This window comes from Pseudoalteromonas sp. MMG022 (genome assembly GCF_021654245.1).
GTDB lineage: Bacteria > Pseudomonadota > Gammaproteobacteria > Enterobacterales > Alteromonadaceae > Pseudoalteromonas > Pseudoalteromonas amylolytica.
The window spans coordinates 80,642-106,975 of record NZ_JAKFZQ010000006.1 but is presented as its reverse complement, the minus strand read 5'-3'; the positions used below and the strand labels follow the sequence as shown (position 1 = coordinate 106,975).

Annotated in this window: 23 protein-coding genes and 1 tRNA gene; 13 read left to right on the top strand and 11 right to left on the bottom strand. The window is 43.9% G+C overall.

Annotated features, from left to right (window positions below; all coding sequences use genetic code 11):
- Positions 1-57: 57 nt before the first annotated feature.
- Positions 58-142 (bottom strand) — tRNA-Leu (locus L1070_RS07525).
- 271 nt (positions 143-413) lie between these two features.
- Here L1070_RS07525 and L1070_RS07520 point away from each other — a divergent pair.
- A complete protein-coding gene (locus tag L1070_RS07520; protein ID WP_237125165.1) occupies positions 414-911 on the top strand; it encodes an RDD family protein in 498 nt (165 codons plus the stop codon).
- Positions 912-958: 47 nt separating this feature from the next.
- Here the strand turns inward: L1070_RS07520 and lptG are convergent, their stop codons facing one another.
- Together lptG and lptF are read right to left on the bottom strand one after the other, a co-directional pair.
- The gene (lptG, locus tag L1070_RS07515; protein ID WP_070985753.1) at positions 959-2,026 is read right to left on the bottom strand and encodes an LPS export ABC transporter permease LptG; all 1,068 of its coding nucleotides are present in this window, start codon (positions 2,024-2,026) and stop codon (positions 959-961) included.
- Positions 2,023-3,135, bottom strand: a complete 1,113-nt coding sequence (lptF, locus tag L1070_RS07510) for an LPS export ABC transporter permease LptF (RefSeq protein ID WP_070985754.1) — start codon at positions 3,133-3,135, stop codon at positions 2,023-2,025. The genes lptG and lptF overlap by 4 nt, the downstream gene beginning before the upstream one ends.
- 198 nt (positions 3,136-3,333) lie before the next feature.
- On the opposite strand from lptF, the gene pepA reads away from it, so the two are divergent.
- From pepA to L1070_RS07490, 4 genes are all read left to right on the top strand, one after another.
- Entirely contained in the window at positions 3,334-4,842 is a 1,509-nt protein-coding gene (gene pepA / locus L1070_RS07505) for a leucyl aminopeptidase (RefSeq protein ID WP_070985755.1), read from the top strand.
- A 114-nt stretch (positions 4,843-4,956) separates the two neighbouring features.
- On the top strand, positions 4,957-5,403 hold the full coding sequence (locus tag L1070_RS07500) for a DNA polymerase III subunit chi (protein WP_070985756.1): 447 nt from the start codon (positions 4,957-4,959) through the stop codon (positions 5,401-5,403).
- A gap of 23 nt (positions 5,404-5,426) precedes the next feature.
- Positions 5,427-8,273, top strand: coding sequence for a valine--tRNA ligase (locus tag L1070_RS07495; RefSeq protein ID WP_237125076.1), 2,847 nt, complete (start codon positions 5,427-5,429; stop codon positions 8,271-8,273).
- Positions 8,274-8,369: 96 nt separating this feature from the next.
- Positions 8,370-8,807, top strand: a complete 438-nt coding sequence (locus L1070_RS07490) for a hypothetical protein (protein WP_237125075.1) — start codon at positions 8,370-8,372, stop codon at positions 8,805-8,807.
- A gap of 46 nt (positions 8,808-8,853) precedes the next feature.
- Here L1070_RS07490 and L1070_RS07485 read toward each other — a convergent pair whose 3' ends face one another.
- The 8 genes from L1070_RS07485 to ftsY all read right to left on the bottom strand — a co-directional run bounded on the left by L1070_RS07485 (position 8,854) and on the right by ftsY (position 18,261).
- On the bottom strand, positions 8,854-10,119 hold the full coding sequence (locus L1070_RS07485; protein WP_237125074.1) for an outer membrane protein transport protein: 1,266 nt from the start codon (positions 10,117-10,119) through the stop codon (positions 8,854-8,856).
- 521 nt (positions 10,120-10,640) lie between these two features.
- Positions 10,641-11,930 (bottom strand): HD-GYP domain-containing protein, encoded by a 1,290-nt coding sequence (locus L1070_RS07480; protein WP_237125073.1) that lies wholly within the window; start codon positions 11,928-11,930, stop codon positions 10,641-10,643.
- A gap of 190 nt (positions 11,931-12,120) precedes the next feature.
- On the bottom strand, positions 12,121-12,456 hold the full coding sequence (gene rraB, locus L1070_RS07475) for a ribonuclease E inhibitor RraB (RefSeq protein ID WP_070985761.1): 336 nt from the start codon (positions 12,454-12,456) through the stop codon (positions 12,121-12,123).
- Positions 12,431-13,168: a 1-acylglycerol-3-phosphate O-acyltransferase gene (locus tag L1070_RS07470; protein ID WP_070985762.1), complete on the bottom strand. Its 738-nt coding sequence runs from the start codon at positions 13,166-13,168 to the stop codon at positions 12,431-12,433. Before L1070_RS07470 ends, rraB begins: the two co-directional genes overlap by 26 nt.
- A 137-nt stretch (positions 13,169-13,305) precedes the next feature.
- Complete coding sequence (gene rpoH / locus L1070_RS07465) at positions 13,306-14,169, bottom strand: RNA polymerase sigma factor RpoH (protein WP_070985763.1); 864 nt, start codon at positions 14,167-14,169, stop codon at positions 13,306-13,308.
- 276 nt (positions 14,170-14,445) lie between these two features.
- Positions 14,446-15,432 (bottom strand): permease-like cell division protein FtsX, encoded by a 987-nt coding sequence (ftsX, locus tag L1070_RS07460; RefSeq protein ID WP_237125072.1) that lies wholly within the window; start codon positions 15,430-15,432, stop codon positions 14,446-14,448.
- Between the two features lie 2 nt (positions 15,433-15,434).
- On the bottom strand, positions 15,435-16,106 hold the full coding sequence (ftsE, locus tag L1070_RS07455) for a cell division ATP-binding protein FtsE (protein ID WP_070985765.1): 672 nt from the start codon (positions 16,104-16,106) through the stop codon (positions 15,435-15,437).
- A 73-nt stretch (positions 16,107-16,179) separates the two neighbouring features.
- Positions 16,180-18,261, bottom strand: coding sequence for a signal recognition particle-docking protein FtsY (gene ftsY, locus L1070_RS07450; protein ID WP_237125071.1), 2,082 nt, complete (start codon positions 18,259-18,261; stop codon positions 16,180-16,182).
- A gap of 242 nt (positions 18,262-18,503) precedes the next feature.
- Between ftsY and rsmD the strand changes: the two genes are divergently transcribed.
- The 8 genes from rsmD to fis all read left to right on the top strand — a co-directional run bounded on the left by rsmD (position 18,504) and on the right by fis (position 26,217).
- Positions 18,504-19,103: a 16S rRNA (guanine(966)-N(2))-methyltransferase RsmD gene (rsmD, locus tag L1070_RS07445; protein WP_237125070.1), complete on the top strand. Its 600-nt coding sequence runs from the start codon at positions 18,504-18,506 to the stop codon at positions 19,101-19,103.
- A gap of 128 nt (positions 19,104-19,231) precedes the next feature.
- Positions 19,232-19,447: a 30S ribosomal protein S21 gene (gene rpsU / locus L1070_RS07440; protein ID WP_010362466.1), complete on the top strand. Its 216-nt coding sequence runs from the start codon at positions 19,232-19,234 to the stop codon at positions 19,445-19,447.
- Positions 19,448-19,467: 20 nt separating this feature from the next.
- A complete protein-coding gene (locus L1070_RS07435; RefSeq protein ID WP_070985767.1) occupies positions 19,468-19,914 on the top strand; it encodes a GatB/YqeY domain-containing protein in 447 nt (148 codons plus the stop codon).
- 88 nt (positions 19,915-20,002) lie between these two features.
- Positions 20,003-21,760 carry a DNA primase gene (dnaG, locus tag L1070_RS07430; protein ID WP_237125068.1) on the top strand — a complete coding sequence of 586 codons (1,758 nt, stop codon included), beginning with the start codon at positions 20,003-20,005 and terminating at the stop codon, positions 21,758-21,760.
- Between the two features lie 104 nt (positions 21,761-21,864).
- Complete coding sequence (gene rpoD, locus L1070_RS07425) at positions 21,865-23,706, top strand: RNA polymerase sigma factor RpoD (protein ID WP_070985769.1); 1,842 nt, start codon at positions 21,865-21,867, stop codon at positions 23,704-23,706.
- Between the two features lie 78 nt (positions 23,707-23,784).
- A complete protein-coding gene (prmA, locus tag L1070_RS07420) occupies positions 23,785-24,660 on the top strand; it encodes a 50S ribosomal protein L11 methyltransferase (RefSeq protein WP_237125067.1) in 876 nt (291 codons plus the stop codon).
- Positions 24,661-24,935: 275 nt separating this feature from the next.
- Positions 24,936-25,907 carry a tRNA dihydrouridine synthase DusB gene (gene dusB / locus L1070_RS07415; RefSeq protein ID WP_237125164.1) on the top strand — a complete coding sequence of 324 codons (972 nt, stop codon included), beginning with the start codon at positions 24,936-24,938 and terminating at the stop codon, positions 25,905-25,907.
- Between the two features lie 19 nt (positions 25,908-25,926).
- A complete protein-coding gene (gene fis / locus L1070_RS07410) occupies positions 25,927-26,217 on the top strand; it encodes a DNA-binding transcriptional regulator Fis (protein ID WP_005491017.1) in 291 nt (96 codons plus the stop codon).
- Positions 26,218-26,334 lie beyond the last annotated feature (117 nt).

The following is a 26,334-nucleotide window of genomic DNA, read 5'->3' as shown; positions in this document are numbered from 1 at the left end:
TATCATTTAGTTACAGGCATAAAAAAACCCCAGCCAAACGGCTAGGGTTATAAAAAGTGGTACCAGTGGGCGGACTTGAACCGCCACGCCCGAAGGCAACGGATTTTGAATCCGTCATGTCTACCAATTCCATCACACTGGCATAATTTTTCTTTCATCTTCTAAAACAAGAGAAAATAAAGAAAAACCACTTTGAGCTAGGGCTTTGTTTATATTGCCTTCGTCTCTATGCTTTGCATTATACAAACATCGCTTAACTCGGCAAGCAATTTTTTTATTTACGCATGTTAACTGCTTGGTATTTGTACAAAGCGGGTAGAAAACTAGCATTTATAATGATTTCGCCATTACGCTTGCCTTTGTGTAAAATACACCACAAATTAATTGAGTTTGATCTAGCTAAGAGTCTGTCTATGTCTGAGTTCCCTAAAGCCGGTTTTTTTCGCCGATTAGCATCGCTAATTTATGATGGCTTGGTTGTGATTGCATTCGCAATGCTAACAACTGTGTTTTACCTACTTATCATTCAAGGGTTTATCTCAGCCGACCTACTTCGGCTCGGAGCGCACCCCGACGTGTCAGCATATATTCAAGCGTCACCGTTGCTATACGGCATTCGAGCTACCCTGCTTGTCTTGGTGAGCGTGTTATTTTTCGCTTATTTCTGGACTAAAAGCGGCCAAACGATCGGTATGAGAGCCTGGCGTTTACGCGTAGAAACAGACTCTGGAAAACCGCTGTCTTGGCCTGTGGCGATGTTACGTAGCCTATGTGCTTTGTGTGGTTTAGGAAATTTGTTGGTTTTAGTGGATTTAAAACACAAACGCGCTCTGCAAGATCTTATCTGCAAAACACGCGTAGTCGTACTAAGTAAAGAAGAAAACAAGAAAGTCTACAACAGCTTAGACTGACGTGATACAGCCCAGGTGCAAGAGTATTTGCATTTGGGCTGAATAATTTATTGCTGACGCTTCAAAAGGTAACTGGCGATACCAATAAACAACACGCTTGGCATCATCGCCCCCATTACTGCGGGCACATCATAAACCATTACAATAGGGCCAAAAATTTCATTACTTAAATGAAATGCAAGTCCTGTTACTACCCCCATAATTATTCTTGCTCCCATGCTCACAGAACGTAGTGGGCCAAAAATAAATGACAGTGCCACCAGCAACATCACAGCTATCGTTAAGGGTTGCATGACTTTACGCCAGAGCGCTAAATCATAACTACTGGTATCTTGATCGTTTTGCTCTAAATAGGATAAATATGACCATATCCCCCGAAATGATAAGGACTCAGGATCAATAGACACAACATCAAGTTTTTCAGCGGTTAGTTGAGAGTTGTATATTTGCGACTCGCGATAAAATGTATTAATTCTATCTTCACTGATAATGACTTCTTCAATACCACTAAATATCCAACCCTGAGGCACACTTCGTCCGCGTTCCACTCGCATGACCTTGGTTAGCTCTAGCGCATCGTTGAAGTAATATATATTGACGTCTTTTAGCTCCCCAGACTGTTCAATATTTCCGATATTAATAAAGTTATTACCATCTTTGGCCCACACACCTTTTTGTGCATTAAACACCTCACCACCAAAGATAGCGTTGTTTCGTAGCTGTTTAGCAGCCTTTTCAGCTTGTGGAACGCCCCACTCTCCGAGCGCCATCATACACAACGCCAAAACTATGGCAGTTTTCATTACCGAACCAATGATTTGCAACCGCGACATACCCGCAGCCTGCATGACAACCAATTCACTACTGGAGGCTAAGGCACCAAGTCCGGTTAAACCACCTATCAATGCCGCCATCGGAAAAAATACCACGATGTCTCCAGGCATACTGTAAACGGTGTATAACATCGCATCCAACATATCGTAGCTACCGCGGCCAACCGATTTTAGCTGCTCTATGTATTTAATCAGCGTATTGATGCCAACAAATACCAACAGGGCAAACCCTGTGGTTTGCATAATACTACGACCCAAATACCAATCTAATGTTTTCATCATGCTACAGACGCTCGCTTATTAAAGATTGAGCGTACCCAAACGCCAAATGGACGCCCTTTAGCAATTAAGTAAGCGCCAATAAATAACACACTTAAGTGGATCCACCATAAGCCGACTGCAGAAGGGATTTTTCCTTCTGCGACCAAGAATTTACCCGCGTTCAATAAAATGAAATATCCCAAGTACAAGCTTATTGCAGGCACCAGTTTAGCAAATTTACCTTGCCTTGGATTAACCACACTCAATGGCACAGCCAATAACGTCAACAGAATAATTGAGATTGGCACCGACAGACGTAACTGAAATTGTGCAGCAGCTTGCGGAGTATCCATTTCTAGCAACTGTAAGGTTGGGATAGCTTCAAGCTTGCGACGCTGATGTTCTATCACCTGCTCACGAATTTGCACCTGATAGCTTGCAAATTCAGTCTTATTTAACGCCTGACTCAAGCCATCTGTTTCATAGCGTTTGCCATCGTTAAGTACCAATTGTTGCTCACCACTTTCTTGCTCCAGCACGCGTCCTTTTTGCGCATATACGATACGTGCGGCTTGGTTAGAATCTTTGTTTGGCAACTGCGCCACAAAAACTTTGTCTAATTCTTTACCCTGATCAATGATGTTATGAACAAACACCACCGCTTTTTCATTACCCGTTTGTTGGAAGCGCCCCGCCCTGAGCGTAGATAACCCCGACTCAGCTTCTGCTTGTTCTTTAAGCTGATATTCCTTTTCCGAGGCCCATGGCGCGACATACAAACTCACCGCCCCAGCTAAAATCGCAAAGCAGACACTTGAAACCAAAGTCACACGGACAACATACCACTCACTGACGCCACAGGCTCTAAGTACCGTCATTTCGCTATCTGCATATACTCTGCTATAAGCCAATATGATCCCCAAAAACAAGCTCAACGGCAGAATATAGACTGCCAACTGGGGGAGTTTAAGCATTAATACCGAAGCCACTAATTTTGCTGGAAGGTCGCCATCTGATGCGTCACTTAAGATCCGAACAAACTTTTGTGACAGGAAAATCGTCATCAACGTGAGAAACACGGCGATCTGCGATTTCAATACCTCAGCAGTTAAATAACGAAAAATTAGCAATGTTTGCCCCTATAAAACTTCGTGTTTCACTGGAATAGTGGGAGATTTTGAGTAAACTGGTTATTTTAGTCAGTTTATTATATGCCATCAAATTAAATTATTATACCAACACGCCAGAGATAATCGCGCATTTATGGTATGGATAATCACATTGGCATAAAGTTCAAAAAGACATAACTTTCAGACTCAGGAGTCGCAATGGAATTCAGCGTAAAAAGTGGCAGCCCAGAGAAACAGCGCAGTGCCTGCATCGTCGTCGGTGTATACGAGCCTCGCCGTTTATCTCCGATCGGTGAACAGCTGGATAAGATCAGTGATGGTTACATCTCAAATTTATTGCGTCGTGGTGATTTAGAAGGCAAACCCGGGCAAGTATTATTATTACATCATGTACCAAACGTGCTCAGTGAGCGAGTATTGTTAGTGGGCTGTGGTAAAGAACGTGAGCTTGATGATAAACAATATAAGCAAATTATTTCAAAAACGATCAATACCTTAAATGATACAGGCTCAATGGAAGCTGTCTGCTTTCTCACGGAGCAACATGTCAAAGGACGCGACACATATTGGAAGGTGCGCCAAGCGGTTGAAACAACTCAAGACTGTTTGTACACCTTCAATCAGCTTAAAAGTAAAAAGGTCGACCCTCGCCGCCCACTACGTAAAATTGTTTTCAATGTACCAACAAGGCGAGAACTTACCATTGGTGAAACTGCAATCGAGCATGGTTTGGCGATTGCGTCAGGTGCCAAGCAGTGTAAAGACGTTGCCAACATGCCACCGAATATCTGCAATCCTCGCTATTTAGGTGAACAAGCCAAATCGCTCGAAGAGTTTGCCAATGTCTCTGTGAACTTAGTCGGTGAACAAGAGATGGAAGAGTTAGGGATGCACTCTTATCTAGCGGTTGGTCGCGGTAGTGCGAATGAGTCCATGATGTCGGTTATTCACTATAACGGTGGCACTGAAGATCAAGCACCTATCGTATTTGTAGGAAAAGGCTTAACCTTTGATTCAGGCGGTATTTCACTCAAACCGGGTGAAGGCATGGATGAGATGAAATATGATATGGGCGGCGCTGCAGGCGTGCTAGGCTTAATGCGAGCTCTGGTTGAAATGCAACTACCCATCAACGTCATCGGTGTACTCGCTGGGTGCGAAAATATGCCAGGTTCTAATGCGTATCGCCCAGGAGATATTCTTACTACCATGTCAGGTCAAACCGTCGAGGTGCTGAACACTGATGCTGAAGGCCGTTTGGTTTTGTGTGACGCACTCACTTATGTTGAAGCCTTCGAACCAGAAACGGTCATTGATGTTGCTACTTTGACAGGCGCCTGCATCACCGCCCTTGGTGCCCATGCGACTGGCTTATTATCTAGCCATAACCCACTTGCACACGATCTGTTAAAAGCGGGTGAGCAAAGTGGTGATCGCGCATGGCAACTGCCACTGTGGGATGATTACCAAGAGCAACTTGAAAGCCCATTTGCTGATTTCACCAACTTAGGCGGACGCGCTGCTGGGACTATCACCGCAGCATGTTTCTTATCTAAGTTCACTAAAAAGTATAATTGGGCACATTTAGATATTGCAGGCACCGCTTGGCGCAGTGGCAAAAATAAAGGCGCAACAGGTAGGCCTGTTCCAATGTTAATGCAATACTTGCTCAACCGAGTGAATGCCACCGACATACAACAAGATTAACCCTACTGCGGCGATTGATGGCATGGGGTTTCTGTGTCAAAATGCGGCTTTATTTTGAACGCTGAGTTTTGCCTGTAGTAATACAGAATAACCGCCCATAATGAAGTCGATGCCATGACCATCAATGCACGCTTTTATGTGTTAAAGCATGATAATGAGCCGGACGCTAAACTACCGGCTCATTTTGATCTAGCTGCTCGAGCGGCAGCCAAGCAATATAGAGCGGGTCAACGCATATTTATTTATGTTGATTCAGTTGAAGATGCCCATGCGATCGATGAGCACTTATGGTGTTTTGAAGCCGACAGCTTTGTGCCGCACAATCTGCAAGGGGAAGGCCCAAAAGGAGGTGCCCCTGTTGAGATTGGGCAAACACCTCCGGTTGGTCGTCGCACTGTGCTGATCAACCTGGCCACAAAGTTACCCGACTTTATTCGTCGCTTTGCTCAGGTATATGATTTTGTACCTGCCGAGCCACAAGCAACCCAAGCGGCACGAGAACGGTTTAAGCACTTACGTCAACTTGGCGCCAGTATTTCAACCAAAGAAATTGAAAATTAAAGTATTTATTAAGGTTCTGTGAAATGGATAAAACCTATAATCCACAAGATATAGAACAGTCTTTATACCAAGACTGGGAAGAAAATGGCTATTTCAAGCCATCAGGTAAAGGCGATGCATATTCGATCATGATCCCGCCGCCCAATGTCACAGGTAGCCTACATATGGGACATGCCTTCCAAGACACCATCATGGATACTTTGATTCGCTACAAGCGTATGCAAGGTAACAATACTTTATGGCAAGTAGGCACCGACCACGCAGGTATTGCAACACAAATGGTTGTCGAGCGTAAACTTGCTGCCGAAGAAGGTAAAACGCGTCACGACTTAGGCCGTGATGCATTCATTGATAAAATCTGGCAGTGGAAAGCGCAATCAGGTGGCACGATTACTAAGCAGTTGCGCCGCTTAGGTGCCTCTGTGGATTGGGATCGTGAACGCTTTACGATGGATGATGGCCTATCAGAAGCCGTAAAAGAAGTTTTTGTTCGCCTGCACAAAGAAGACCTCATTTATCGCGGTAAGCGCTTAGTTAACTGGGATCCTAAACTGCACACAGCCATTTCAGACCTTGAAGTAGAAAATAAAGACAAACAAGGTCATATGTGGAATCTGCGCTACCCTCTTGCTGATGGCGCAAAAACGCTTGATGGTAAAGACTACATCGTGGTTGCCACAACGCGTCCCGAAACCATGCTGGGTGATACGGGCGTTGCTGTAAACCCTGATGATGAGCGTTACCAGCACTTAGTGGGTAAAGAAGTACTATTACCTATCGTTAACCGCCGCATTCCCATCGTTGCTGATGAGCACGCTGATATGGAAAAAGGCACAGGTTGCGTAAAAATTACACCTGCTCATGATTTCAATGATAACGAAGTGGGCAAACGCCATCAGTTACCAATGATCAATGTGTTTAATAAAGACGCAGCAATACTCACAACTGGCGAAACATACACTTTTGATGGTAAAGCGCTTGAGTTAGACGCACCAATTCCAGAGCGCTTCCACGGCTTAGATCGTTTTGATGCGCGTAAGCTCGTTGTTGAAGAATTCGAACAAGCAGGTTTACTCGAAAAGATTGATGATCATAGCCTAACAGTTCCTTATGGTGACCGCTCTGGCGTTGTTATTGAGCCATTGCTGACTGATCAGTGGTATGTGCGTGTGGCACCGCTTGCAAAAGTGGCAACCGAAGCGGTTGAAAACGGTGAAATTCAATTCGTGCCTAAGCAGTATGAAAACATGTATTTCTCTTGGATGCGTGACGTACAAGACTGGTGTATTTCTCGCCAGCTTTGGTGGGGACACCGCATTCCAGCATGGTACGATGCACAAGGCAACGTGTTTGTTGGCCGTGATGAAGCAGAAGTTCGCCGTGAAAACAACATCGCAGATGATGTAGCGCTGACACAGGATGAGGACGTACTTGATACCTGGTTCTCATCTGCACTGTGGACTTTCTCAACGCTAGGCTGGCCACAGAACACCGATGATCTTCGTGTATTCCACCCATCTGATACGCTTGTAACTGGCTTTGATATCATTTTCTTCTGGGTTGCCCGTATGATCATGATGACCATGCACTTCATCAAAGATGAAAATGGCAAGCCGCAAGTACCATTTAAAACCGTGTATGTGACGGGCCTTATTCGTGACGAAAACGGCGACAAAATGTCAAAGTCTAAAGGTAACGTGTTAGACCCGCTTGATATGATCGATGGTATCGACCTTGAGAGCCTTGTTGAAAAGCGTACCGGCAACATGATGCAGCCACAGCTGGCTAAAAAAATCGAAAAGAATACACGTAAAACGTTTGTCGAAGGTATTGAGCCTCACGGTACTGATGCGTTGCGATTCACGCTGGCAGCCATGGCGTCAACGGGTCGTGACATCAACTGGGATATGAACCGTTTAGAAGGTTACCGCAACTTCTGTAACAAACTTTGGAATGCAAGTCGCTACGTGTTGATGAGCACAGAAGAACAAGACTGTGGATTCAATGACAGTGAAAAAGCTTATTCACTTGCTGATCGCTGGATTTTGGGGCAATTCCAAAATACCGTTAAAACATTTACTGAGCACCTTGATAATTACCGTTTTGACCTTGCCGCAAATACCATCTACGAATTCACTTGGAACCAATTCTGTGGCTGGTACTTGGAGCTGACCAAACCGATTCTATTTAAAGGCAGCGAAGTACAACAACGTGGTACTCGCCACACGCTGATCACAGTACTAGAAGGCCTACTGCGCCTGATGCACCCATTGATGCCTTACATTACTGAAACTATTTGGCGTCGTGTTGCGCCACTTGCTGGTATTGATGCAAAGACCATCATGTTAGAAAGCTTCCCTATGTACGATGCAAGCCTAGTAGATGAAACTGCAATGGCCGACCTTGAGTGGGTGAAACAATTTATTCTAGCCATCAGAAACATCCGTGGTGAGATGGATATCAGCCCGAATAAACCACTGAATGTATTGCTCGCTAAAGCGGGTGAGCAAGATTTACGTCGTCTGGAAGACAACAAAGCGTTCTTGAGCTCACTGGCTAAGTTAGAAACATTTACTGTGCTTGATAATGCCAATGAAGCACCAGCATCAGCCACCGCGTTTATCGGGAACTTAGAAATCCTAATCCCAATGGCGGGTCTGATTGATGTGGATGCTGAACTAGCACGTATCGCGAAGCAGCTTGAGAAAGCAGAAAAAGGCCTAGAGCAAGTAGAGAAAAAGCTTGCTAATGAGAAGTTTGTTAACAACGCACCTGAGGCTGTATTAGCCAAAGAGAAAGAAAAGTTAGCAGAGTTCTCTGATGCAAAAGCCAAGCTGCTTGAGCAAAGGGCAAAAATCGAAAGTCTGTAATCGCATTTACACAGATGAAAACGCGGGCCTTGCCCGCGTTTTTTGTTTCTATAATAGGTTTAATCTGTTAGCATCCCGATTTTCAAAGGAAATCATATGAAAACTCGTCAGGTGCTCTTAGCATTACTGCTGTGTGCTTCGCATAATGTAGCGGCACAAAGTAGTTGGTCTGCAGGAGTGGGCTTATTTGAATACGGTGGACACGTTGGAGCCAAGTACCAGACACAGATAAGCGAAAACCACTTCGCTAGTGCTTCTTTTGGCATTATTGGCTATGCGCTAGGTTATGAGTATAAAGTTAACGAGCAACTCAGCGTTGGTGTAACACTTGGTCAACAGGTTGGATACGCAGAAGATGGTTATATTGTCACAAAGCTAAATTATCACTTCAATGGCTTTGATAACTCAGGCTTTGTAATTGGTGCCAGTCTGGGAGTACAAGAGGATGATGGTGACTGTTTGGTACTGTGTCCAAGAAAAGATACTAACTCACTAGAAGGCACAGCTGGTATTCATATCGGCTACAAATTCTAATTTTCGGATAGGGTATTCAATACCCTATCCTACATGGATTTTTAACTTAAAAGCTCATGTTGTACTGCAAACCAGCAACCGTTGCATGGCCTTTAGATTCAAAACCCCAAGCCTGCCCTAAGTTATCAGTTTCTACAAAGTTTTGTGTCTTACCACGTAAAATACTCACACCTAAATCCACTGAGCTGGTTTTTGATAGTTGATATTCGGCACCAAATGAATACCAAAGTCTATCCGTATCTGGGATAGAAATTGACATATGATATGGGTCCGCTGGAGACTCATCATAAGCAATACCCACACGCAGCTTCAAAGATTCATTGTATTGGTGATCGGCCCCTACGGAGTAACGCAGTGAGTTTGAGAAGTTCTCATCTTTGCTAAATACCACGCCACGCCCATCAACTTGCGCTTCTAACGTTTTAAAGCTAGACCAACCAGTCCACAACACACTGTAATGAAGCGCACTGTGCTCGCTTACTTGATGGCTGCCCGAAAGCTCAGCTATAGCAGGTAAGGTTAATTCTAACGATCCCGGTAACGAAGTGCCGGCAGTACCGTAAAAAGGTGCTCCCGCTGGTAGCTGATTGCTAAACTCACCATCAAATACGATCTTAGTCTCGCTACGGTAGTTAAAACCAAAACGACTATCTTGATCTAGCTGATAGCTCAGTCCTATATTCCAGCCATAACCCTGATCGTCCCCTTCTAAATGCACCGCTTGTGTTTGCGCAGGCACAGGTAACATAGATGCACCAAAGTTACGGATCACTTTAGCATCGGCATACACGTGATTAACACCAAATGCCACCGTCAGCTCAGGTGATACCTTGTATGCCGCACTTAGGTTAGTATTTACCGTCACAATTTCGGTTTCACCCGCCAATTGACCTGCTGCATAATCCGCCGCAAACTCAGTTGCTAAACCAAACTGTGAGTAGACGCCCACACCTACAAACCAGTCGTTTGAGATCGGCTGTAGATAATATGCAGCAGGCACTATAGCACTTGGCGCAATACTGCTTTCATCTAGCAGCGCTGCGTCCATACCATTATTCGTAGAGGTGCCTGTTAGACTAACATCTGGCTCCACAAACATCGCAGCAACCGACAGCTGAGCACTATCAAACTGGCTCATTAATGCTGGGTTACGAGCTACAACAGAAGCATCATCAGCAACTGAGGCTTCTCCCGCATACGCGCGACCCAAGCCCGATACACTCTGCTCAGCCAATTGAAATGCTGCCGCAAAAGCGCCTGAAGAAACACACATCAAACTTGATGCTAATATCGTTTTTTTAAATAAAGACATTTATAAATCCCACGTGTACATTCACATTTTTAAAACGCTGACACACTACCTAAATCTCAGAAAAAAAGCTGCATTTTCGAGACAATACTCTATTCAAACGAACAAATTTACATCGATGCTTGTTTTTTAATCGCTTCTTTTGTTCCTACACAACCAAATGATATTGATTACCATTTGCATTGACGTGAGTTATAAAATTACTTACACTTGATTCACAGCTGCCAATTAAGGAATAAAGAAGATGCTGCTAATGATATTGTTTGCGCTGTTCTTTTCGGGACTAAGCGTTTACTTTTGGAACAAAGCAACATTCTGCGCATGCCATCACTCAGGACAATGCGACAACCCTATTAGCCTCTACTGGCTTGGCTGTATTCTTTTCTCATTGTGCTCATTGGTGTTTTGTTGCTTGGCTCTACATAGCCATAAGGGAACGCTGGTATGGTTGGTATTGACCACATGCTGCTTAATTGGCGCAACACTACTTACTGGCTTGTCTAAACGATTACGCTACAATGAGGCTAAACTAGGAGGTGATCTTTTAACAAACGAGATAAGTTGATTTGATAGTCAAGCGGGCTAATGCTGGCAATGACTTTAATATCATGATCTTCCGCACTCAAGTCAAGCTCTTTAGCAGTAATATGATGCATATGCTTGGTATTGTAAAACACCCGCACTTTTGGTGATGTAGGAGCGTGTTGATTCCCCTCTAAAACAAGCGCTAATCGTTCATTGGTCAGCTTTACGATTGACCCCACAGGGTGAACACCTAAGCACTTGATAAAACGTTGTACTAACTCAGGGTCAAATTGCTCTTTATTTGATAGTAAGTGCCTGAGCGCATGTACGGGCTCTTCGCCTTGTTGATAAGGCCTTTCTGACGTCATTGCATCGTACACATCAACAATGGCCATCATGCGTGCTGCTTTACTTATTTTATTGCCTTGCAAACCACGCGGATACCCTGAACCATCAACTCGTTCATGATGATTCACTATCATATCCATAATAAGCGGTGTGATCCCAGCCTCGCCTTTGACCAAACCCAATGAATGTACCACATGCTTTTTAACCGCTTTGAACTCCATTTCGCTCAGCTTGTCTCGTTTATTGACTAAACCCTGAGGTAGGCGAGCGTGTCCAACATCATGCAGCATCGCTCCCATGGCAAGTTGCTCAATAGTCGCCTGCTTAACACCCAAATATTTCGCAAACACACTGATCAAAATCGCGCAGTTAACCATGTGACGCCAATTATACCCCTCCCTATCTTGCAAGCGCGTTAAGATAGCCATTGCATTACTGTTTCTCAGGACGGACTCAACAATCTCTTTACTGACTTGATTGATTAAACCAACATCGACTTTCATACCTGATGTGATGTCACCGTAAAGAACCTGAATTTTCCGGTTATGCATGTCAAAAGCTTGGCTGGCTATCAAAAATTCTTTTTCGAGAGAGTTTGTCTCACTGTCCTGATCTGGCTTTTTGTTTGAGCGCGCTTTTGCCTCTTCTTGTTGTTGGCCTCTGCGTCTCCTTCTTTGCTTAGCCTCTATAAACTTAGATTCAGGTGTATTACGTTCGACGGTTTCTTCATTGATCTGGTATTTTTCTGGAACGGCTATTTCGCTCAGTGAGAAATCGATATTCAGCTCTAAAACACCTTCATCGAGCAAACGACTAATGATCCCCTGATCACGAACTAAACCTCTGGATTTAATTTTCACACCCGCATCTGAACGCTGCTTGTGAACACTATCCACAAACATGCCTGGTTTGAGTTCCGAAATAGGGAGTGTGACTCGCATAACTGGATTCAATCAAGATAAATACAACAAGTACGATTAATAGCACTTTTCGGTATAAATAGTCTATATTTCATTCATTAAATAATGATTAACTATTAGAAGTTGACTAAAGAATGGCACTAAAACAGAGGTTTTGAAGGTGCCAACGGTATTTGGCACCTTGATAGACTAGAATGGCTTATAAAGTCACTTATTCTTGAAAATAAGTTCCCCAGCCATCATATTCAACATTGTGTTCCTGAGCGAGTGCGACCAACTTATCTACATCTTCCATAATGACGTCAGCGTCTAATTCCACTTCGACAACAATATCAAATCCCCAGATTTTGCTGCCATCTTCTAACTCAAGTTCAGCTGGGTCTTCCACATCATAGCCTAGCTTAAATGCAGCCAATGCAGCATTTTCCAATTTTTTGAAGTCTTCACACACAAAATGATGCTCTACTTCGTACAGCTTATCAGTCGCGGAGCCATCTTCTAAAAGCGAATCAACAATGTCTTCACTTATTTCGCGCCAGTTTTCCATTCTTCTCTCTCACTTTTTCATCAAGCAAGGCAATACGCTGTGCCATCAATGCATGTATTGCCTGAGCATGTTCACGAGCGCTGATTTGTTCATCTAAATAAACCGGCGCTAAAATATCAATATAGATTGTACCATTGTCCCAACGGTTTAGTTTAATACTATTATGCGTGCTGTTCATACACACCGGAACAACCGGAACCTGTGCATTCAATGCAGTGTGAAAGGCCCCTGTTTTAAATGGCAATAAGCCACGCCCATAACTTCGCGTTCCTTCAGGAAACATCCAAAGTGACAAGCCTTTGCTTTTAATCTTTGCAGCTGATTTGCCCAAAGTACCTACCGCTTTAGAGCGATTGCTACGATTGATGAGAATATTACCAGATAGCCAATAAAGCTGACCAAAAAATGGGATCCACTTTAAGCTTTTCTTACCCATACTCACTGTTTTTTCTGGCACGACTGCTGGTAAAGTAAACAGGTCATAGTTATTTTGATGGTTAGCTACATACACCGCAGGCCCTATATCTACACTATCTGGATGCCTCGATACGGTCAATTTAACGCCTATCACCTTAGACATTTTACCAAACCAGCTCGCGATGGTGTGTACATTATTGGGATGAAATGGACGAACGATGCATAATAATAGCCCTAGGATACAGCTAAAAATAATAAACAACGCCATCGCTACGATACGTAATACTGCCAACAAAATTGTGTCTCCTCATTTTCGAAGGCGCATTATAATCAAAATAGCGAACACTTGTAAGCTCAAATATCGGATTACTTTATCCACAAAAATGAAAAAGCCGCTAACGAGTAGCGGCTTTTTTAAATTCAATAAATTAATCAACTCATTGCAAGTTGCAGCTTTTTCATTGCTGACTTCTCTAGCTGACGTACACGCTCAGCAGATACGTTGTATTTCTCAGCTAAGTCTTGCAATGTTGCTTTTTCATCCGCTAACCAACGGGCGCTTACGATATCCTGAGAACGCTCATCCAGAGTTTTAAGTGCAGAAAACAAACGGTTTTCCGATTGCTCTTGCCACTGTTCCTGCTCAATGACTTCAGCTAAATCGCTGTTTGAGTCTGTTAGGTACTGGACTGGTGAGTAGCTGCTTGCTGGAGAGTCGTCATTGTCATCTTGAGTCAAGTCAAAACCCATGTCTTGTCCACTCATACGAGATTCCATTTCACGGACTTCTTTTTCACTGACCCCCAACTCGTTAGCAACTGTAGTCACTTCTTCTTGGTTAAACCAGCCAAGACGCTTTTTGTTTTTACGAAGGTTAAAGAACAATTTACGCTGTGCTTTAGTTGTAGCAACTTTCACTATGCGCCAGTTTTTTAGCACATACTCATGAATTTCTGCTTTGATCCAATGCACTGCAAATGAAACAAGTCTTACACCTACCTCAGGGTTAAAACGTTTAACAGCCTTCATCAGACCAATATTACCCTCTTGGATAAGGTCTGCTTGAGGCAGGCCATAACCCGCGTAGCTTTTTGCAATGTGGGCAACAAAGCGAAGGTGAGAAACGATAAGCTTTTTAGCAGCTTCCAAATCACCTTCTTGTTGAAGGCGAGTGGCCAACACTTTTTCTTGCTCAGCATCAAGCATAGGAATAGCACTCACAGTTTGTAAGTAACCATCTAAGCTTGCGCTTTGTTGTCCAGCTGTTAGTGCTAATGCATATATATCTTTACTCATTTTTCACCTCAGTGATAAATATTTCAGTCCATTTTAGCACTCTTTAATCAAGAGTGCTAATGCGTATATAATACTTTTTATAAAGAAAATGCAAGTATTTTCTTCATTCTTTTCCTAAAGAAACTAAATAATTGATTTAAATAGGATAAAAAATAGGTTTAGGAAGGTAGGCTTACCTGCTCAACGGCAGCATAACTAGTTTTTATGAATTAATTATGACTAGACACAAGCACTTGAATAACATCGTATTGGCACTCAAGTGCTAATTTTTGCAGTCTATACCTTATCAGGTTCAATGTCTTTAATGTAACGATGCACTGATAGGAATGATCCGCCAAAGCCCAACATAACCGCCAACAGCAATAACGTCAGTAGTTCATTGCCATTGAGACCTTGTAGAACAAACGAACTTTGGTATACACCTGCAACCATAGAAACTGCGGATTCCAGCCACCACAACATCATAGCAACACTCATAAATGCGACCAAGCCACCGACAATGCCATACCATATCCCAGTCCAGATAAATGGGGTATGAATAAAGGTGTTAGTCGCACCGACAAGTTTAAGCACTTGGATCTCTTCCTTCTTATCCATAATAGATAAACGTATGGTATTACCAATAATTAAGATCACCGCACTGAGCAGCAACAATGCGATCGTCACAACACTTTCTTTGAGTAAACTTAACAAAGCGTTGAGACGCTCTAGCCACTCTATATCCAGTTTGCCAAACTCAACTTCTCTTTCACCTTCTAATTTGTCTAGCAATTGCTGCGCGGCTAGTGGTTTGCGATAACGGCTGGTTGGAGTAACAAGCACCACATTAGGCAGCGGGTTTTCTTCGAGATAGTCTAACGCCTGACCGAACCCCGACACACGCTTGAACTCTTCCAGTGCCTTCGATTTGGAAATCAGTTTAACGTCATCCACTTCCGGATAAAGCGCTAAACGTTTAACCAAAGTCTGAGTTTGTTGTTCAGTCATTGAATCTTTTACAAATAAGGAGATTTCGGCGGCATCACTAAAGCCACTGCTTACCTGTTGTACGTTTTTAACAACAATGTACAAAGTAGCAGGTAGGGTAAGACTTAGCCCCAGCACCAAAATAGTCATCAATGACGCCATCGGTGTACGCCACATTTCTCCTAACGAATTGATACCTTGGCGAAACACAGTCAATACAAAAAAGTAGCACCTCATAATCCAAGATTTACTTTGGCTGCTAGTTTGTGCTTCTCTGCCTTTGAAAAGTAAACTCATCGCTATTCCTCCATCAATGGATCTTGGCTTAAACGGCCATGATTCAAAGTCAAACTACGGTATTTCATTCGTGCAATGAGTCCCAAGTCATGGGTCGCGATGAGTACTGCTGTGCCGTGACGATTAAAATCTTCGAACAAACGCAGTATTTCCATCGACAGTTCAGGGTCTAAGTTACCAGTTGGTTCATCAGCCAAAAGTAATGGAGGGGAATTAACGATAGCACGGGCAATACCAACACGTTGTTGCTCCCCGCCTGATAACGTACTTGGTTGACATCGAACTTTATCAAGCAGCCCGACTTTATCTAGCGCCGCATGAACTCGCTTCGCAATGTGCTTGTGGTGCATTCCTTCAATCACCAGTGGCAGCGCTACATTGTCAAATACATTGTAACGTTCAAGTAAGCGGTGATTTTGAAAAATGATACCAATATCTCTGCGTACAAAAGGGATTTGACGATTACTAACCCCATTTAAGTCAACCCCATTAATAGACACACGTCCAGCAGAGGGTCGTTCCATAACGCTGATCAACTTTAATAAGGTACTTTTACCCGCACCACTGTGGCCTGTCAAAAAAGCGAGCTCACCATTGCCCAGCTCAAAGCTGACTTTTTCCAAAGCTCGATGACCACCTGGGTACGTTTTACTGACTTGGTCAAATTTGATCATGTTAGGCCTGCTTATAATTGTGTTTTAGACCAAAGAAAGGGAGCACTCTGTCTCCCCATATCTTACTTTACGCTTAATCGTTGCTAAATAATGCTTCGATAAAGTCATCGCTTTTAAATGTGCGCAAATCATCTATCCCTTCGCCCACACCAATATAGCGAATAGGCACTTGGAACTTGTCGGCAACAGCGAAGATAACCCCACCCTTTGCGGTGCCATCTAACTTAGTCAAAGTAATACCTGTCAAACCTACTGCTTGGTTGAATAGGTTAACTTGGCTGATAGCATTTTGACCTGTACCAGCATCAATTGTCAGCATGACCTCATGTGGCGCATCAGGGTCAAGCTTTTTCATAACACGAGCGATTTTTTCCAGCTCTTGCATTAAGTTGTCTTTGTTTTGTAGACGACCAGCGGTATCTGCTATCAATACATCGATGTTGCGAGCCTGTGCAGCTTGAAACGCGTCAAACACCACAGAGGCACTGTCAGCGCCTGTGTGCTGTGCAACGACAGGGATATCATTACGCTCTCCCCATACTTGTAATTGTTCTACAGCTGCCGCACGAAAAGTATCACCTGCTGCCAACATAACAGATTTACCCTGTTGCTGAAATTGCTTGGCCATTTTACCAATGGTAGTGGTTTTACCTACACCATTAACGCCCACCATTAAAATCACAAATGGTTTTTTATCCTTTGGGATCTCCAGCGGCTGCTCAGCTTCTTTGAGCAGTTCGGCCATTTCTTGCTTCATTAATTCGTATAGTGCATCACCATCTTTTAGCTGTTTGCGATCGGCTGCATCGGTTAGGTTGTCGATGAGCTTCATGGTGGTATCAACACCCAAGTCAGCCGTTAATAACTGTGTTTCTAGTTCTTCGAATAACTCATCGTCAATCTTCTTGCCTTTGAAGATTGACGCAATACCAGAGCCTAGGTTTACTTTGGTTTTCAGTAATCCTTTTTTTAGTCTAGAGAAAAAGCCTTCTTTCTTTGGCTTATCATCCAAAGCAGCCTTTTCCGCCTGTGCTTTGGCTTCGGCTTCATCTGCGAGTCGTTGACGCTCAGCTTCTTCTGCTGCCGCTTTTTCAGCCTGTGCTTTGGCTTCGGCTTCTGCTGCTAGGCGCTGACGCTCAGCTTCTTCTGCTGCTGCTGCTTTTTCAGCCTGTGCTTTGGCTTGGGCTTCTGCTGCGAGGCGTTGACGCTCTGCTTCTTCTGCTGCCGCCTTTTCTGCCTGTGCTTTGGCTTCGGCTTCATCTGCGAGTCGTTGACGCTCAGCTTCTTCTGCTGCCGCTTTTTCCGCCTGTGCTTTGGCTTGGGCTTCTGCTGCGAGGCGTTGACGCTCTGCTTCTTCTGCTGCCGCCTTTTCAGCCTGCGCTTTGGCTTGGGCTTCTGCTGCGAGCCGTTGACGCTCAGCTTCTTCTGCTGCGGCTTTTTCCGCCTGTGCTTTGGCTTGGGCTTCATCTGCGAGTCGTTGACGCTCAGCTTCTTCTGCTGCCGCTTTTTCCGCCTGTTCTTTGGCTTCGGCTTCATCTGCGAGTCGTTGACGCTCAGCTTCTTCTGCTGCCGCTTTTTCCGCCTGTTCTTTGGCTTCGGCTTCTGCTGCGAGCCGCTGACGCTCTGCTTCTTCTGCAGCCGCCTTTTCAGCCTGCGCTTTGGCTTCGGCTTCTGCTGCGAGCCGCTGACGCTCAGCTTCTTCTGCTGCGGCTTTTTCCGCCTGTGCTTTGACTTGGGCTTCTGCTGCGAGGCGTTGACGCTCAGCTTCTTCTGCTGCCGCCTTTTCCGCCTGCGCTTTGGCTTGGGCTTCTGCTGCTAGGCGCTGACGCTCAGCTTCTTCTGCTGCCGCCTTTTCCGCCTGTGCTTTGGCTTCGGCTTCTGCTGCTAGGCGCTGACGCTCTGCTTCTTCTGCTGCCGCCTTTTCCGCCTGTGCTTTGGCTTCGGCTTCTGCTGCGAGCCGCTGACGCTCTGCTTCTTCTGCTGCCGCCTTTTCCGCCTGTGCTTTGGCTTCGGCTTCTGCTGCGAGGCGTTGACGCTCAGCTTCTTCTGCTTGTTGTTTAGCAAGCTGCTCCTGCTCTTCGGCTTGTTGCTGTGACTGTTCTGCTTCTTTTTTACCAAATCCAAACCAAGACAGAAATTTGTTCTTTTTTCCCATGCTCGCTAAATACCGTATTAATAAATCTGATAGACTAGTGATGGTTCTCTAAATTGTCGTATGTAAGACATCTGAACCACAAATGAGTAACATTAAAGCTAAGTTCATATTCACACTCAGCATTAACGTCAAAATAAATTCAAAAATTAGCGCGCAGTGTATCATGTTCCGTAAAGATGAAAAATGTAGCTGCAGTGATTTATACGAGCAAACATATTAAGATTTCGTGATAAGTAGTATCTATGAGAAAAAAACCAGCTTCTAAAAATAGCCAGAGCGACGGTGTGATCCGCATTATAAGTGGTCAATTTCGAGGTCGAAAGTTACCCGTAAAAGATGTTACAGGGCTACGTCCGACGACGGATAGAGTCAAAGAAACGCTGTTCAATTGGTTAATGCAAGATACAAGAGATGCTACTGTTTTAGACTGTTTTGCAGGTTCGGGCGGCTTAGGCTTCGAATGCTTATCTCGTTTTGCCAAGCAAACGTGTTTTATAGAGCTTGATAGGCAAGCCGCACAACAGTTAAACAGCAACATAGCCACACTCAAGTTGAGCAACGCAAAAGTTATAAATGACAATACGATTGATGTACTGAGTCGTAAAAATGAACAAGCGCCTTTTGATCTGGTATTTGTCGATCCTCCTTTTAGACAAGATCTAGCGCAGCCATGCTGTGTGCTCTTAGAGCAAAATAACTGGCTCACAAACAACGCCCTTATCTATGTAGAAGTAGAAAAAGAACTCGATTTTACCGCCCCACAAGGCTGGCAAATTCTCAAAGAAAAGCAGGCAGGACAAGTGTTGTGCCGGCTTTACCAACGAAATGAAAAAGTAAGTTAGTATTTAGCTCTAATTTACGCTTTACATGTGGTATTGCTTCGGATTACAATACCGCACCATTTTTGAACCACTTGATCAATATTTGATCAGCGTGAGCATTGCTCATTAATTAGGTAGGTGAATTTTTAATGCCAGTAATTAAAGTAAGAGAAAACGAACCGTTTGACGTTGCACTTCGTCGTTTCAAGCGTTCATGTGAAAAAGCAGGTATCCTTTCTGAAGTTCGTCGTCGCGAGCACTATGAAAAGCCAACAGCTGAGCGCAAGCGTAAAAAAGCTGCTGCGGTTAAGCGTCACATGAAAAAGCTTTCTCGCGAAAACGCACGTCGCGTTAAATTATACTAATCGGTCTCGGTCTTGTATAAATGAGCCTTTTAACTAAGCTAAAAGACGCACAAAAAGATGCCATGCGTGCTAAAGACAAAATCAGTCTTGGTGCAATTCGCATGGTTCTTGCTGAAATAAAGCAGCGCGAAATTGACAATCAAACAACATTAGATGACGCAGGAATCACTTCTGTACTAGTGAAGTTAGTTAAACAGCGCCGTGATTCTTTCACCCAGTATAAAGATGCTGGTCGTGATGATTTAGCTGAAATTGAAGCAAATGAGATCAATGTACTTGAGACTTTCTTACCTCAGCCTTTGACTGAAGAAGAAATCATCGCATTGATTGATGCTGCAATTGCCGACACTGGCGCTGCAGGTATGCAAGACATGGGTAAAGTTATGGGCATAATCAAGTCCAAAGCTGAAGGTCGTGCCGATATGGGCAAAATCTCTGGCTTGATAAAACAACGATTAAGCGCATAATCCCGCATACAGATTGTATGATTAAAGTGAACCGAGCCCTAGCGCTCGGTTTCTTCGTCTAGGTATAAGGGAACATCGTTAGAAAAATATGGCTGGAAAGATCCCAAGAGAGTTTATTGATGACCTGCTCGATCGTACCGATATCGTCGATTTGATCGATGCCCGTGTTGGCTTAAAAAAAGCGGGAAAAGACTATCAGGCATGTTGTCCATTTCATAACGAAAAGTCTCCTTCTTTTACGGTCTCTCGTGATAAACAGTTTTATCACTGCTTCGGATGTGGTGCCAACGGCAACGCTATCTCCTTTATGATGGAATATGACAAACTCGAGTTTGTGGATGCCATCGAAGAACTCGCCAGTTTACTAAACCTAGACGTCCCTCGTGAACAAGGATCCGGCAAACCCGAACGTACCGTTGAACAAAAGCGCTCAGATTACGACCTAATGTTGCAAACAGCTCGCTTCTATCAACATCAACTGAAACACCATAAAAACTCCAGTGCGGTTATCGACTACGTGAAAAGCCGAGGTTTATCCGGTGAGACAGTAAAACACTACATGATAGGGTATGCCCCAAGTGAGTGGGAATCTCTATGTAAACAAGTAGGACGCACAGCTGAACAGCGTCAACAATTGCTAGAACTAAAGCTTGCTTCTGAAAAAACCCCCGGTCGACAATTTGATTTTTTCCGCGATCGTCTTATGTTCCCTATTCGTGACAAACGCGGACGGGTTATTGCGTTTGGCGGCCGAGTTATGGACAACGACCAAGGGCCAAAATATTTAAACTCTCCTGAAACCAGAATCTTCCACAAGGGTTTTGAGTTGTATGGCCTGTATGAAGCAAAACAAGCTAATGATAAATTAGATAACGTTTTAATTGTTGAAGGCTACATGGATGTTGTCGCGTTGGCAGAACAAGGTATCAATTATGCCGTCGCGGCGCTTGGTACAGCCACAACCGCCGAACATATGCATACCCTGTTTAGAACAACCGATACGGTTATTTGCTGCTACGATGGTGATAGAGCTGGAAAAGATGCAGCATGGCGAGCGTTAGAAAACGCTCTATCCCACTTAAAAGATGGCAAATCGCTGCGATTTGTATTTCTCCCTGATGGTGAAGATCCCGATTCGCTAGTTCAACAAGAAGGCAAAGACACTTTTGAAACAAGGCTTGCTCAAGCTGATGACTTCTCCAAAGTACTATTTGATAAACTGGCCCAAAGCTGCGATCTGACCAATGATGCAGGTAAAGCCAAGCTGATGAGCGAAGCGCTGCCCATGATAGGCAAAATACCCAGCGACTACTACCAGGAGAGTCTGCTGGAAAAACTTGCTCGATTAATAGGGCGCACAAGAGAGCAGCTGTCCGCTAAGCTTGCAACACCAAAGCAGCAACACAGCATTGAACGTAAGTTTAAAGTTACTCCTATGCGCCGAGCAATTGGGCTATTAATACAACATCCACAGTTGGCGACAAGTGTTGAGTATTTACCCGAATTAGCACAAATGAATATACCAGGCATCCAACTGCTCCTAGAGTTACAATTGGTTTGCTTGCAAAACTCACATTACACTACGGCACAACTACTTGAATACTTCAGAGATAAGCCTCAGTACGATGCGCTAAAAAAGCTCGCTGTGTGGCGACATGATATAAATGAACAAGCTCTAAGCGAAGAATTCAAAAATACTTTTCAATTTATTGAAGATCAGTGTTTAAATTTTAGGTTAGAGACCTTATTAATAAAAGACAAAACAGAAGGCCTAAACAGCGAAGAGCGGCTTGAATGCGCGCTGTTAACACAAGCGTTAAGCAGCAGAAGAACTAGTCAAAATTAAATTTTGCTGTTATAATGTTCTATTCACTGCGTCATGCAAATTGTTCGGTGTTTTTTCGCTGGCGCCTGTTGTATCAACTTATCAGAGTGGAAGCATAAATCTCTATGGATCAATCTCCTCAGTCACAACTCAAACTTCTGATTCAGAAAGGTAAAGAGCAAGGGTACTTAACTTTTGCAGAAGTTAACGATCACCTTCCACAAGACATAATAGACTCAGATCAGGTCGAAGATATTATTAGTATGATCAATGACATGGGTATTCAGGTAGCAGAAAATGCGCCAGATGCTGATGAATTGATGATGCAAGAAACTACCACCGATGAAGACGCTGCTGAAGCAGCCGCGGCTGCATTAGCCACAGTTGAAAAAGAAATCGGTCGTACTACTGATCCTGTACGTATGTACATGCGTGAAATGGGTACTGTTGAGCTATTGACCCGTGAGGGTGAAATTCAAATCGCCAAGCGAATTGAAGAAGGTATCAATCAGGTTCAAATCTCTGTGGCAGAGTATCCTGAAGCTATTACCTACCTTTTGGAGCAGTGGGATAAGTTCGAAGCCGAAGAGATGCGCTTAAGCGACATCGTATCTGGCTTTTTCGACCCTAACGCTGAAGAAACACAGATCTCAGCAACACATATCGGTTCTGAACTAAGCGATGAAGACTTAGCAGACGAAGATGATGAGGATGACGAAGACAGCGACGATGATGAAGATGCGGATACGGGCCCAGACCCTGAAGAAGCACGTGTTCATTTCGAGCAACTTCGCACTCTTTACAACAAAGCCCGAGAAGTGTTTGAAAGCAAAGGCCGTTCACACCCAGATTCACAAGCTGCCATCTTTGAAATTGGTGAGTTGTTTCGTACTTTCAAACTAGTACCGAAACAATTTGACCGCATGGTTAACAACATGCGTGAAATGATGGACAGAGTTCGCGTTCAAGAACGTATCGTCATGAAGCAAGCGGTGCAAATTGCAAAAGTACCAAAGAAAACTTTTGTTAAGCATTTTGCCAACAACGAAACGGATATGGCGTGGGTAGATGCTGAAATCGCTGCTGGTGAAAAGTATTCGAAAAAATTGGCTGAAGTTAAGCCTGAGATTGAACGCTGTATCAACAAATTAAAAGTGATTGAAGAAAGCACTGGCCTAACTGTCGAGCGTATCAAAGACATCAACCGTCGTATGAGTATCGGTGAAGCGAAAGCCCGTCGTGCTAAAAAAGAAATGGTTGAAGCCAACCTACGTCTTGTAATTTCAATCGCTAAGAAATATACCAACCGAGGTTTGCAATTCTTGGATCTTATTCAAGAAGGTAACATTGGTTTGATGAAAGCGGTAGATAAGTTTGAATACCGTCGCGGTTATAAATTCTCAACTTATGCAACTTGGTGGATCCGTCAGGCAATTACTCGCTCAATTGCCGATCAGGCGCGTACTATCCGTATTCCTGTGCACATGATTGAGACAATCAATAAGCTGAATCGTATCTCACGTCAAATGCTTCAGGAAATGGGCCGTGAGCCTAACCCAGAAGAGCTGGCTGAGCGCATGATGATGCCAGAAGATAAGATCCGTAAAGTACTGAAAATTGCCAAAGAGCCAATTTCTATGGAGACACCAATTGGTGACGACGAAGATTCGCACTTAGGTGATTTTATCGAAGATACAACCATTGAGTCACCTATTGACTCAGCAACAATGGAGAGTCTTCGTGGAGCAACCAATGAAGTGTTAGCTGGTCTTACGGCACGTGAAGCTAAAGTTTTACGTATGCGTTTTGGTATCGATATGAATACTGATCATACCCTAGAAGAGGTTGGTAAACAGTTTGATGTAACACGTGAGCGTATTCGTCAAATCGAAGCCAAAGCACTGCGTAAGCTGCGCCACCCTTCACGTTCAGATCTACTGAAAAGCTTCTTGGATGTAAAAGGTTAAGCTGTTTTTACGCCACCAGAATCAATGAAAGGCCGCAACAGCGGCCTTTTTAATAACTAGCATAATTTAGGAAAGCTCATGGCTTGGATCCAAATCCGCATTCACGCTAATAAAGAAACCGCCGATCAATTAAGCGACCTATTGCTTGATGTTGGCTGTCCGTCTGTCACCTTCATGGATGGTAGCAATAACCCTGTTTATGAGCCTAAGCCCGGTGAAGTCATTCTTTGGCCAGACACCATTGTTATCGGCTTATTTGATGCGGCCCATGATATGGATGAAGTTGTCAACTACCTTAAAGAAAACAGTTCACAACCAGTTACATACAAGATTGAGCAGCTCGAAGACAAAGATTGGGAACGTGAGTGGATGGATAACTTCCACCCCATCAAGTTTGGTGAACGCTTATGGATTTGCCCTAGCTGGCGTGATATTCCCGAGCCTGATGCCGTAAACGTGCTACTGGACCCAGGTTTGGCATTTGGCACAGGTACTCATGCTACAACCGCACTGTGTTTAAAATGGCTTGAGAGTCAGGACCTCACAGGTAAGACTGTCGTTGACTTTGGTTGCGGCTCAGGCATTTTGGGTATAGCCGCTATCAAACTGGGTGCACAACGTGTGATTGGTATTGATATCGATCCGCAAGCATTAGCCGCTAGCCTTGATAATGCCAAACGAAATGGGGTTGCTGATCAGCTTGAAGTGTACTTACCTGAAAATCAGCCGGAATTTAGCGCCGACATCGTCGTTGCCAACATCCTTGCTCAACCTTTGCGGGAGTTACACGAAATTATTCTTGCCTTCTTAAAGCCACATGGAAAAATTGCCATGTCTGGTATTTTAGAAGAACAGGCACAGTCTGTCGCAAATGTATATGAAAAATATATCGATCTTGAGGCAATAGCTCAGGAAGGTGAATGGACTCGTGTCAGTGGCAGTAAACGTAATTAACCCAAAAAAACATTTATGGGTTAGTAACTTGTAACAGCTAAAGCCTGTATTTAACAGGCTTTACTGTTTTTTCACAGCAAAGATAGCTCATATTATCAACATGCCTTCATTTGAACTGATTAAATTTCAGCCAAATAAATCAGTGACTCAAACTGTTATAAAAAGTCAACCCAATAAGTTCAAAAAAAAAGCAATAATGTTCAATTTATAGCCTTTGATTTTTGCAAAAAAAACCGTAAACTTAGCGCCCCTTGAAAAGAGGCAGATTGAACAACGTGCGTATTGGTCCATACCAACTAGATAACAACATTATTGTGGCCCCTATGGCTGGGATCACTGATAGACCTTTTCGACAGTTATGCCGTCGATTAGGAGCAGGTTTAGCTGTATCAGAAATGATGTCGTCAAATCCAAAGGTATGGAAAACAGATAAGTCTATGAACCGCATGGATCATAATGGCGAGTCTGGTATTCGCTCGGTGCAAATAGCGGGTGCTGATCCAGAATTGATGGCACAGGCTGCACAGTTCAATGTAGCAAATGGGGCGCAGATCATAGATATCAATATGGGCTGCCCTGCAAAGAAAGTGAATAAGAAACTGGCAGGTTCTGCACTGTTGCAGTATCCCGATTTAGTAGAGCAGATAGTTCAAGCAGTAGTGGAAGCTGTAGAGGTACCTGTAACGCTAAAAATCCGTACAGGTTGGGATACACAAAACCGTAACGGCGTAGAAATTGCTAAAATTGCTGAACGTAATGGCATTGCATCGCTTGCCGTACATGGCCGAACTAAGGCGTGTATGTACAAGGGTGAAGCAGAGTACGCCACGATAAGGGATATTAAACGTGCAGTAAGTATACCTGTGGTCGCTAATGGAGATATTACTTCTCCGCAAAAAGCAAAGCAGGTACTGGATTATACGGGCGCAGATGCCATCATGATTGGTCGAGCCGCCCAAGGTCGCCCTTGGATATTTAGGGAGATAGACCACTTTTTGCGCACTGGAGAACAGCTACCAACCCCAGAGATTTCTGAGGTACGTAGTATTTTGATGGAGCATTTAGTAAATCTTCATCAGTTTTACGGTGAGCCAATGGGAGCGCGCATCGCACGCAAGCATGTATCATGGTATTTGCAAGCTCACGACCAAGCAGGTCAGTTTAGGCGAGTATTTAATGCCCTTGAGACGCCAAATGAGCAAATTGAGGCATTGGAACAATACTTTGAAACACTAGCAGCTAACTAAGAAAGAAAGAGACATAACGATGTTCGAACAAAATGTGACTTCTCCATTTATCACTAACGCTCATGTTCAGTCACAAGAGAAACCGCAACCTTTACGCGATGCAGTAAAAAAAGCTGTTCATCACTATTTAAAGCAGCTTAACGGTCAAGATGTGCAAGACGTTTACGATCTTGTTCTTTCAGAGCTAGAAGCGCCATTACTAGAAGAAGTGATGACGTACACGCGTGGTAACCAAACTCGCGCGGCAATCTTGTTAGGTATCAACCGTGGTACTTTACGCAAGAAGCTGAAAAAATACGGCATGAACTAAGCCTTGCTTGGTTTTGACCACTAATAAAAAGCACCTTAGGGTGCTTTTTTAACATCTTCGTACCTCGCTTCTCACCACAGCTTTCAAGCTAACACCTTGCCCAAATTATAAATTCAC